The sequence below is a fragment of the Sulfurimonas sp. genome (assembly GCF_032250635.1).
Classification (GTDB): domain Bacteria; phylum Campylobacterota; class Campylobacteria; order Campylobacterales; family Sulfurimonadaceae; genus Sulfurimonas.
The window spans coordinates 1-10310 of the sequence record NZ_JAVVFL010000059.1 but is presented as its reverse complement, the minus strand read 5'-3'; the positions used below and the strand labels follow the sequence as shown (position 1 = coordinate 10310).

At 37.0% G+C, this 10310-nt stretch carries 13 protein-coding genes and 1 pseudogene; all 14 read left to right on the top strand.

Translation table 11 applies throughout. From position 1 onward, the window contains the following. On the top strand, window positions 1-669 hold a 669-nt coding region (gene atpG / locus RQ763_RS05230), incomplete at its 5' end, for an ATP synthase F1 subunit gamma (RefSeq protein ID WP_314151602.1). A gap of 11 nt (window positions 670-680) precedes the next feature. After that, the gene (atpD, locus tag RQ763_RS05225) at window positions 681-2075 is read left to right on the top strand and encodes a F0F1 ATP synthase subunit beta (protein ID WP_314151601.1); all 1395 of its coding nucleotides are present in this window, start codon (window positions 681-683) and stop codon (window positions 2073-2075) included. 16 nt (window positions 2076-2091) lie between these two features. Further along, entirely contained in the window at window positions 2092-2484 is a 393-nt protein-coding gene (atpC, locus tag RQ763_RS05220; protein ID WP_294928140.1) for an ATP synthase F1 subunit epsilon, read from the top strand. Between the two features lie 3 nt (window positions 2485-2487). Then, entirely contained in the window at window positions 2488-3054 is a 567-nt protein-coding gene (locus tag RQ763_RS05215; protein WP_314151600.1) for a MotA/TolQ/ExbB proton channel family protein, read from the top strand. A 2-nt stretch (window positions 3055-3056) separates the two neighbouring features. Further along, complete coding sequence (locus RQ763_RS05210; RefSeq protein WP_294928146.1) at window positions 3057-3452, top strand: ExbD/TolR family protein; 396 nt, start codon at window positions 3057-3059, stop codon at window positions 3450-3452. Beyond that, window positions 3445-4215, top strand: coding sequence for a TonB C-terminal domain-containing protein (locus RQ763_RS05205; protein WP_314151599.1), 771 nt, complete (start codon window positions 3445-3447; stop codon window positions 4213-4215). The genes RQ763_RS05210 and RQ763_RS05205 overlap by 8 nt, the downstream gene beginning before the upstream one ends. A 3-nt stretch (window positions 4216-4218) precedes the next feature. Next, a complete protein-coding gene (gene tolB, locus RQ763_RS05200; RefSeq protein ID WP_314151598.1) occupies window positions 4219-5469 on the top strand; it encodes a Tol-Pal system protein TolB in 1251 nt (416 codons plus the stop codon). Between the two features lie 72 nt (window positions 5470-5541). Next, complete coding sequence (locus tag RQ763_RS05195; protein ID WP_314151597.1) at window positions 5542-6120, top strand: OmpA family protein; 579 nt, start codon at window positions 5542-5544, stop codon at window positions 6118-6120. 12 nt (window positions 6121-6132) lie between these two features. Continuing rightward, the gene (locus RQ763_RS05190) at window positions 6133-7074 is read left to right on the top strand and encodes a tetratricopeptide repeat protein (RefSeq protein WP_314151596.1); all 942 of its coding nucleotides are present in this window, start codon (window positions 6133-6135) and stop codon (window positions 7072-7074) included. Window positions 7075-7142: 68 nt separating this feature from the next. Then, window positions 7143-7655, top strand: coding sequence for a peptidylprolyl isomerase (locus RQ763_RS05185; RefSeq protein WP_314151595.1), 513 nt, complete (start codon window positions 7143-7145; stop codon window positions 7653-7655). Next, a complete protein-coding gene (locus tag RQ763_RS05180) occupies window positions 7609-8394 on the top strand; it encodes a Fis family transcriptional regulator (RefSeq protein WP_314151594.1) in 786 nt (261 codons plus the stop codon). The genes RQ763_RS05185 and RQ763_RS05180 overlap by 47 nt, the downstream gene beginning before the upstream one ends. An 11-nt stretch (window positions 8395-8405) precedes the next feature. Next, window positions 8406-9344 carry an ACP S-malonyltransferase gene (fabD, locus tag RQ763_RS05175; protein ID WP_314151593.1) on the top strand — a complete coding sequence of 313 codons (939 nt, stop codon included), beginning with the start codon at window positions 8406-8408 and terminating at the stop codon, window positions 9342-9344. Window position 9345: 1 nt separating this feature from the next. Then, window positions 9346-10074, top strand: coding sequence for a nitrilase-related carbon-nitrogen hydrolase (locus RQ763_RS05170; RefSeq protein ID WP_314151592.1), 729 nt, complete (start codon window positions 9346-9348; stop codon window positions 10072-10074). Beyond that, window positions 10071-10310 (top strand): annotated as a pseudogene (locus tag RQ763_RS05165) (5'-methylthioadenosine/adenosylhomocysteine nucleosidase); the annotation flags it as partial. The gene RQ763_RS05170 and the pseudogene RQ763_RS05165, both read left to right, overlap by 4 nt.

Here is a 10310-nt window from a genome sequence, read left to right as displayed (position 1 = left end):
ATAGAGATTGAAGATCCAAAAACTGTTGACATCGTTTTTGTAACTGCAGACAAGGGTTTGTGTGGTGGTTTTAATATTCAAACTATTAAAGCTGTTAAGAAACTTTTAGCAGAATACAAATCAAAAAATGTAAAAGTGCGTTTACGTGGAATCGGTAAAAAAGGTATTGAGTTTTTTAAATATAACGAAGTTGAACTTTTTGACGCAGTTGCAAATCTTAGCTCAAATCCAGACAAGAGTCGTTCGGATGAGTTTATAATCTCTTCTATTGAAGATTTTAAAGATGGCAAAATTGACGCACTTCATATCGTCTACAACGGCTATAAAAACATGATAACTCAAGAGTTACATGTAAATAAGCTTTTGCCGGTTGATTCAACTCAATTTGAGTGCGGTGAAGCAGAAAAGTCGATGCTTGAGATAGAGTCTGATGATGAAGAGAAGATGCTGGACTCTTTGGTAAACAAATACGTTCAGTATGCTATCTACTATGCATTGATCGATTCTGTTGCTGCTGAGCACAGTGCTAGAATGCAGGCAATGGATGCAGCTACCAACAATGCAAAAGATATGGTTAAGTCATTAAATGTTCAATTTAATAAAGCTAGACAAGCAGCAATTACTACAGAGCTTATAGAGATTATAAGCGGTGTGGAGTCTATGAAATAATGGAGAAAAATATGATTGGTAAAATAAGCCAGGTTATGGGTCCGATTGTTGACGTTGATTTTGATGGATATCTTCCAATAATTAATGAAGCAATCGAAGTTAATATACATTTAGAAGGTACAGTAACTCGTTTAGTACTTGAAGTTGCAGCGCACTTAGGTGATGGTCGCGTTAGAACGATTGCAATGGATATGAGTGAAGGTTTAGTTCGCGGTATGGACGCAAAAGCTACGGGTTCTCCTATTAAAGTTCCTGTTGGCGAGAAAGTTCTTGGACGTATCTTTAACGTAATTGGTGAAACAATTGATAATGGTGAACAAATTACGGATGCTCCTATGTGGTCAATCCACCGTGAACCTCCAAAATTGGTTGAGCAGTCGACTACTACAGAGATGTTTGAAACAGGTATCAAAGTTGTTGACTTGTTGGCACCATATTCAAAAGGTGGTAAAGTTGGTCTATTCGGCGGTGCCGGTGTTGGTAAAACAGTTATTATCATGGAGCTTATCCACAACGTTGCAATGGGTCATGAAGGTCTATCTGTATTCGCCGGTGTTGGTGAGAGAACTCGTGAAGGAAATGACCTTTACCATGAGATGAAAGACTCAAACGTACTTGACAAAGTTGCACTGTGCTATGGTCAAATGAGCGAGCCCCCGGGAGCGCGTAACCGTATCGCATTAACAGGTCTTACAATGGCTGAGTATTTCAGAGATGAAAAAGGTCTTGATGTATTGATGTTCGTTGACAATATCTTCCGTTTTGCACAATCCGGTTCAGAGATGTCAGCACTTCTTGGACGTATTCCATCGGCTGTTGGTTATCAACCGACACTAGCTCGTGAGATGGGTGCTCTACAAGATAGAATTACATCAACAAAGAACGGTTCAATCACTTCTGTTCAGGCAGTTTACGTTCCGGCGGATGACTTAACAGACCCAGCTCCGGCTTCTGTTTTTGCTCACTTGGATGCGACTACAGTTCTTAACCGTAAAATTGCTGAGAAAGGTATCTATCCTGCAGTTGATCCATTGGATTCATCTTCAAGATTACTTGATCCACAAATTTTAGGCGAAGAGCACTATAGCGTTGCTCGTGGTGTTCAACAAACACTTCAAAAGTATAAAGATTTGCAAGATATTATCGCGATTCTTGGTATGGATGAGCTTAGTGAAGATGACAAAAATATTGTTGAGCGTGCTCGTAAAATTGAGAAGTTTCTATCACAACCATTTTTCGTTGCTGAAGTATTTACCGGTTCTCCGGGTAAATATGTTTCTTTAGCTGACACTATTAAGGGTTTTAAAATGATTCTTAGCGGTGAATGTGACCACATGCCAGAAGGTTCTTTCTATATGGTCGGTGGCATAGATGAGGCGATTGAAAAAGCTCAAAAAATGAAGTAATTCATAAAGGACTGACATGAATAAGTTAAAACTTGAAATCCTTACTCCTAATGGCGTCATCTATGATGGTGAAGCACTTAGCGTAACTCTTCCAGGTGAAGAGGGCGAGTTTGGAGTTCTAGCAGAACACTCTAGTCTTACTACACTGCTTGAAGCAGGTGTAATTGACATAGAGAAAGAGGATAAATCAGTCGAATCAATTCTTATCAACTGGGGCGTTGTTCAGGTTGATGAAGAGAAAGTTATAGTATTGGTTGAGGGCGCAGTAGCTATTCGCGGAGAGACTGAAAGTGCTATCTCTAAAGCACTTGAAGACGCTAAGGAACTTATTGAATCTATCAAGGACAATAATCCTGCGATTGCTACCGTTACTGCAAGACTCGAGTCGGCAGCACAAAATTTACTGTAGATTATGATTAACGAAATAATTGATTTTTATATAAAAAGCCACCCTGTAACGCTGGGGGTTTTGGCAATTTTGGCACTATACTTCATAGTGCTAAATTGGGTTTTTTTCTATCGATACTTTTCTCTTAGTAGTTGGCTTGAGACAGAGAGCAGATCTCTTGAGAGTCTTCTTATGGGAGCAACAGCCGTAGACCCACAATCTTTTTTAAGCAATTTTTTAAAAACAAGTACAAACAGATCAAAAGATATTTTAGCGCTTGCCGCTTCTGCAGCTACAAAAGATGCCACAAAAGGGCTCTCAGTGCTTTCCGTATTTGCTTCTACAACTCCTTTTATAGGTCTTTTTGGAACTGTTGTCTCAATATTAGACACTTTCACGCACATTGGACAAAGCAGCGGCGGTATGTCTGTAATAGCGAGTGGAGTCTCTGATGCGCTAGTAGCAACTGCTGCGGGTATTTTTGTTGCAATATTTGCATATACATATCATCAGATACTAAAGAGAAAGTCATTTGAGCTAATCAGCTTTATTGAGATGCAAAGCGACGCAATAATAGCTAGAAAAGTGTAACAATGGCTTATGATTGGGATGAGAAACCGGAACTAAACATTACTCCATTAGTGGATGTAATGCTCGTTCTTCTAGCCATTATGATGGTTATAGCACCAAATATGATCTATGAGGAGAAGATAAATCTTCCTCAAAGCTCAAAAACAAAATCACTATCTAAAATACCACCTGTTCATATTACTATAGATAAAGATTTGAATCTAAAAGTAAACAAAGATAATTTTGAGTTAGATGCTTCATTTCAAGATAATTTTTTTCTCTATTCAAAAAAGCTTGATTTAAAAGCGACTGTGCTTATAAGTGCAGATAAAAGTTTGGATTATGGTGTTGTTATGTCTGTTCTGGCTGCTGTTAAACAGGCAGGTTTTACCGAGGTATCATTAGCTACTAATGGATAATAAAAACTCCTACTTCTATATTAGCGGTGCTATATCACTCTCTCTTTTTCTCTTTTTTTCACTGCTTTTTTTAATTTTTATAACCTCGTCAAAAGAGACGAAAAGCTTTGCTATGAAAAAAGAGAACTATATATCTATATCTATGGATATCCCAAAAATTCAGACAAGCAGTGCTAAAAAAAGCGTAGACACTCCCATTAAAAAAGAAGAGGATATAAAGCCTGTTTTGAAAGAGGATGCAAAACCTGAGACGACAAAAACAGTTGAAAAAAAAGAAAGAAGCGTTGAAGAGCTCTTTAGCGATGTTTGGACGCAAGATATTAAAAAAACGCAAGAGGTTAAAAAACCAAAAACTGACAAAAGAGTTTTAGACGAAATTCAAAGAAAGATTCAAAAATCAGATACAAACAGAGCTGAATCAATCTCGCAAAAAATCCAGAGTATGGATGCTCAAAAAACAGAAGATGAGAGTTCCAAGAGCTCCACGGCAACAGAGGTTAATGAATATTTAGCTAAAATTCAAGCTTTAGTATATGAGTACTTTTATCCTCCAAAAAACTCGCAAGGCAACGGAGTGACGGCTGTTATTGAGCTTAGTGCAATGGGTAAAGTTATAGATTTTAGAATTCTTGCTTATTCAGACAATGAAGCCTTAAATAGAGAGTGTGACAAGATAAAAGACAGGCTCAGCAGTATACTTTTTCCAAAAAGCCCCAGCAACAGTTCTGGGAGATATAAAATAATTCTAATTTCTGAGGAGTAATATTTGAAAACAATAATTTCATTTTTAATAACTATAACTTTTATGTTCGCAAGTGACGCGACAATAGAGGTTATTAAAAAAGTTGATTCTCTTCCTTCGCTCTCTATTGAAGATGCCTCTGTTAGTTATGATGATACTTTTAGAAATAGATTTTTTAAATCTTTAGTAGCGGATTTAAATGTTCTTTCAATCTTTAATGTAGAGAGACATCATGGCAAAGTTAACTATGATGCTAGCAGCGTATTGGTAGAAAACAAAGACATGAACTATGTTTTAAGATATAAGCTAAGCGAAGATGACTCACATGCATTAAATTTAGAGCTCAAACTGATAAGCCAAGAGAAGGTTATATTTAACAAAAACTATAAAGTTAACAATACGAACGTATATATGTTTGTTTCTCATACCATAGCATACGATATAAATAAATTTATGGGCGAGGCGCCTGTTGAGTGGATGAAGAGAAAAGTCATCTTCTCAAGAATGGTTGACCCTCAAAAAAGCGAGTTGGTAATAGCAGATTATACTTTAACATATCAACATATTGTTGTTAAAGGTGGATTTAATATATTCCCTAAATGGGCAAATAAAGAGCAGACAGCTTTCTACTACAGCTCTTTGGATGAGAAGGTGCCTACGTTAAAGTATGTAGATATTAAAACCGGAAAAAGCAGTGTTATAAAATCTTCCGATGGCATGATGATATGCTCTGATGTTAATGATGACGGTAGCAAGCTTCTTTTAACTATGGCACCGCAGGGACAGCCGGATATCTATCTGTATGATGTTAAAACTAAAAGTTTGAAAAAACTGACTACTTTTGGCGGTATTGATGTAGGTGCACAGTTTTTAGGCAGTGACAGCATAGTATTTGTCTCTGACCGTTTAGGATATCCAAATATATTTTCTAAAAATTTGAGGACAGGAAGTGTTGAACAGATGGTCTATTACGGCAAAAGCAATGCTGCCTGTAGCGTGTTTGGACAGTATATAGTTTATAAAGCAAGAGAGAGCTCTGAGTCATTCGGAGATAATACGTTTAACCTTCATTTAATATCTATGGGAACGGATTTTATAAGAAGATTGACTGCTGTTGGCGTAAATGAGTTTCCTAGATTTTCTGTAGATGGCGACGCAATAATTTTTATTAAGAACTATAAGTCCCAAAGTTCTATAGGAATAATTAGAGTAAATCATAATAAAAACTACCTATTTCCATTAAAGTATGGAAAAGTACAGTCAATGGATTGGTAAAAGTGTGATTATAAAAATATATTAATTTTATTTTGGTACAATCACGACAACTAAAATTTAAGGTTGAAGAAGATGAAAAGTATTGTAATTTCGAGTGCAATAGTGGCACTTTTAGTATTAAGCGGATGTGGCGATAAAGATCCAAAAGTTGATGATTCAGCTATTGATAGCAGTGTTAGTCAAGAAGTAGTACAAGAGCCATCTTCTCAAGAGATAGCACCTGTTCAAACAGAAACGGTATCATCTAGCGAAGCGGCAGTCATGAGTGATGGAGCTTCACAGGAGACAGATACTCAAGCGATGATGAGAGTTGAAAAAGAGTTGTTAACTATATACTTTGATTTTGACAAGTTCAACGTAAGAAGCGACATGCAAGGAAATCTATCCACTGACGCAGATGTCGCAAAGACCAAAGCTAAAGATTTTTCTATTAAGCTAGAAGGCAATTGTGATGAGTGGGGAAGTGATGAGTATAACTTTGCTCTAGGACTTAAAAGATCTAACACTGTTAAAATGGCTCTTGTTGCAGAGGGCGTTGATGCTAGCCGTATAACAATGGTAAGTTTTGGTGAGAGCAATCCTGCATGTAGCGACAAGACTAAAGAGTGTTGGGCTAAGAACCGTAGAGTTGACTTTAAACTTTTACCATAATAGCATATGAGAATGGCTAAATCAATTGCTGCTTTAGCAATTATCCTTCCTTGTTATCTCTTAGGTGCCGAACCATCAGCGTTCGGTGCCGGAGATTTAAACAATCCAAATCCATACGGCTTAACCTCAACAGAGGCTGTTCTGCTGGAGACAAAAAAAAATCTAAATAAAGTTGTAGTAAAAAGTAACAATCAGGCAAATGAAGTTGAGTCACTCAGACAAAGAGTTGACGGACTGCAGACGATTATTGAGAGTATTAGTACGTCTTCACATGAAAATAAGTTAAAAATCAAATCTTTACTTGATGAGAGTTCTCTCAAAAGTCAAAGTAATGTTGAATATGATAAGAGAATTTCTAAAACAATAGAAGATAATAGTAACGCTATTGTCGTAAATGCCAAAGAGATAGAGAAAATAAATCTTTTAATCATCGAGATTTCTAAAATTGTTGATTCTATAAATGAGTCTTACGTTAGCAAAAATGAGTTTAATTCACTTGTAAATGATGTTAACAAATTTAAAGATCTTGTAGCAAAAGAGTTAAAAGCAAAAGAGAAGCAGCCCTCAAAACAGTCCACTTACGAGGGGATGACAAACGGAGAGGTTGAAACAAAAGCTAAAGAACTCTATGATCAAAAGAGTTATAGTGAATCACTCAAGTATTATAAATATCTAATAGATAAAAAATATAAACCGGCTCGTTCTCACTATATGGCAGGAGAGATTGAATACTATAAAAAAAATTATGCTGAGGCAATCGCATACTTTAAAAAGAGTGCATCACTCTACTCCAAAGCTGATTATATGCCTACTTTGATGCTTCATACAGCAATTTCGATGGATGAGACAGGCGATAAAAAAAATGCAGTAAATTTTTATGATGCAGTAATCTCACAGTATCCAAACAGTGATTCTGCAAAAACAGCAAAAAATAGGTTAAGCAAAACAAAATAGTAGTATATTAGTAATTACTGTAATTATGATAAAATCACAAAAAACAAAAAAATAAAAGGTATATAAATATGGCAATAGAGACAAATCAAATCGTATCAATAGAGTATGAAGTCAATGATGGAGAAAAAGTTGTAGATAGTAATATTGGTGGAGAGCCACTAGTATTTATGTTTGGAAAAGGGCAGATCATTCCTGGACTTGAAAATGCAATAATAGATATGACAATAGGCCAGAGGGCAGAAGTTACGGTAAAAGCCAAAGATGCATACGGCGAGTACGACAGTGAAGCAATTCAAGAGGTTCCAAAAGATCAGTTTTCCGGGATTGACTTAGAAGTTGGTATGCCGCTTTATGGTCAGGGTGAAGATGGCGGGACTGTTCAGGTTACGGTTAAAGAGATAGGTGATGAGAGCGTAATAATAGATTTTAATCACCCATTGGCGGGCAAAGATTTGGCTTTTGTGGTAGTAATAAATAATATTAGAGAAGCATCAGCCGATGAGTTGATGAGTGGTATTCCTGTAGAGAATCAGCATGATGATTGCTGTGGTACAGGTGGCGGCACTGGCTGTGGATGCTAGTTATATAACTGCATGTCCATCATCTGCGCAGGCGTTTAAAACAGCAACTCTTTTAAAAACACTGAATGTAAACGCACTCATAACTGGAGAGGTTGGGGTGGGCAAGAGGAGTTTGGCTCACTACATACTTCCTGATGCTCCTATCTTTGATGCATCAAATTATGATGAACTTTTAGCAGCTCTTGATAGTGTTGCTAAAGTAATTATTACAAATATAGAAAACTCACCAAATATAAAAAAAGTACTAGATATCTTAAGCAGCAAGAATATAAGAGTTGTAGCTACTGCTAAAAATTCATATTATAATAGAGATGCAGATAAATTCTTTAGTGTTAAATTTGAGATACCTTCTCTTAGAGAGAGACCAGAGGATGTTGAAGAGTTGACACAAAAATTTATAAAAGAGGCATCTTTGCTTTTTTGTTCAAAAGATGAGTTTAAATTCAAAAACTTCAAACCTGACTTGAGTCAGAACTCAAACTCTTTAAGAAGACAGATTATGATCAATTATCTTCTGCAAGATATACGAGAAGATGAGCTCATGGAGATACTTCAAAACTATCTAACTGAGAGATTGGGTTCCAACAATGATTATAAAAAGTTTTTACATCTTTATGAAGTTCCTCTTATTAGGGCAGGGCTTAAGAGATTTAAATCTCAGCTTCAACTCTCAGACAAACTAGGACTCAATAGAAATACTCTTAGAAAAAAGATGGCTGATAATATTAATTACTTATAAAAAGGGAAAAAATGAAAAAAATAGCAATGATTTTTGCAGGGCAGGGTTCTCAAGCAACGGGAATGGGAAAGGACTTTTACGACAATTCGGATGTGGCACGTGAGATGTTTGAAGAGGCGGGTAAAAGAGCAGGGTTGAAATTTGAAGAGTTGCTTTTTGCAGAACACGACCTGTTAAATCAAACTGCATATACACAGCCTGCAATTCTTTTGGTTCAAATGATAGCTTATCGTCTGTTTAAGGAAAAATGTCCAAATGTAAAAGCCGAACTTTTTTTAGGGCACTCTTTGGGTGAGTTTTCTGCTCTTTGTGCAAGCGGCGCAATTGATTATGTTGATGCGGTTGAACTTGTTCACAGACGCGGTCAGCTAATGCAAGACGCATGCAGCGATATAGAAGCGAGCATGATGGTTGTTATGGGACTTGATGATGAGAGTGTTGAGAAGATTTGTGTTGATGCGCAAAGCCAAGGAAAAAAAGTTTGGCCGGCAAACTACAATCAAGACGGACAGCTTGTTGTTGCTGGTATGAAGAGTGATTTAGCATCTCTAGAGCAGATATTTAAAGATGCTGGTGCTAAAAGAGCCCTTCTTCTTAACATGTCGGTAGCTAGCCATTGTGAACTTTTGTCTCCCGCGCAAATCCCGCTTAAGAGTTTGATGGAGGGGATGATAGAGGATAGTTTTGAAGCACAGGTCATCTCAAATGTAACTACAACTGGATACTCCACTAAGGATGAAGCAGTCGCGCTTTTAACAGAGCAGCTTGTAAAACCCGTTAAATATAAACAATCAATCTTGGCGATAGCGGATAAAGTTGATATTGCAATAGAGTTTGGAAATGGTGCAACTCTAAAAGGTCTAAACAAAAGAATCGCTCCAAATCTTGAGACTTATACTATTTCAGATATGAAATCACTTCAAGAAGTTGTAGAGAAAATTTGCAACTAAAATGAGAATTACATTAGCTCAGACATCGCCCAGACTTAATCGCTCAAACCTAGACGAAGTTGCATCCATCATCAATGCGCACAAAGATGAGAGTGATTTAATCGTATTTGGCGAGCTCTCTTTAAACGGCTATCTGCTTCAAGATAAGCTCTATGAAGATGCATGGGAGATAGATGAGTTGGATATCTTAAAAGAGTTAAGTCTTGATGTAGATATCGTAGTAGGTGCTGCGATCAGAGATGAAGAGAGCTTTAGAAATGCAGCGCTCTATTTCTCTAAAGGGAAACTCCTTTCAAAGCACTATAAAGTACATCTCCCAAATTACGGAATGTTTGAAGAGGCGAGGTATTTTAAAGCAGGCACTATTTTTGAGAGTTTTGTGACTCAGTTTGGAAGAGTGTCAATGGTCGTATGTGAAGATCTTTGGCATAAAGATGTTCACGAAAAGCTGATGAAAGAAAATCCCAGCTATATAGTAGCGCTTGTTGCATCACCCGCCAGAGGTTTTAGTGATAGCGGACTTGACATAGAAGATAAATGGTATGAAATCATAAAAACGGTTGCAGCAGAGTGCAGAGCCAAGCTTGTTTTTGTAAACAGAGTCGGATTTGAAGATGGACTCGGATTTTGGGGCGGAAGCTGTATCGTTGATAAAGATGCAAAAATAGTGCATAAATTGCCGCGTTATGAAAAAACAGTAAAAACATTTGAAATAGAGGAAAACTTATGAAAATAGCAATAATGGGAGCAATGCCCGAAGAGGTTGCTCCAATTTTAGAAAAAATCGGCTCATATAAAACGCTAGAGTACGCCGGAAATAGATATTACGAGGCAACATATAGAGGCGTTGAGCTCGTAATAGCATATTCTAAGATAGGAAAAGTCTTCTCGACACTTACTGCCACAACCATGATTGAACATTTCGGAGCTACAAAGCTTCTGTTTTCAGGTGTTGCGGGGGCAATC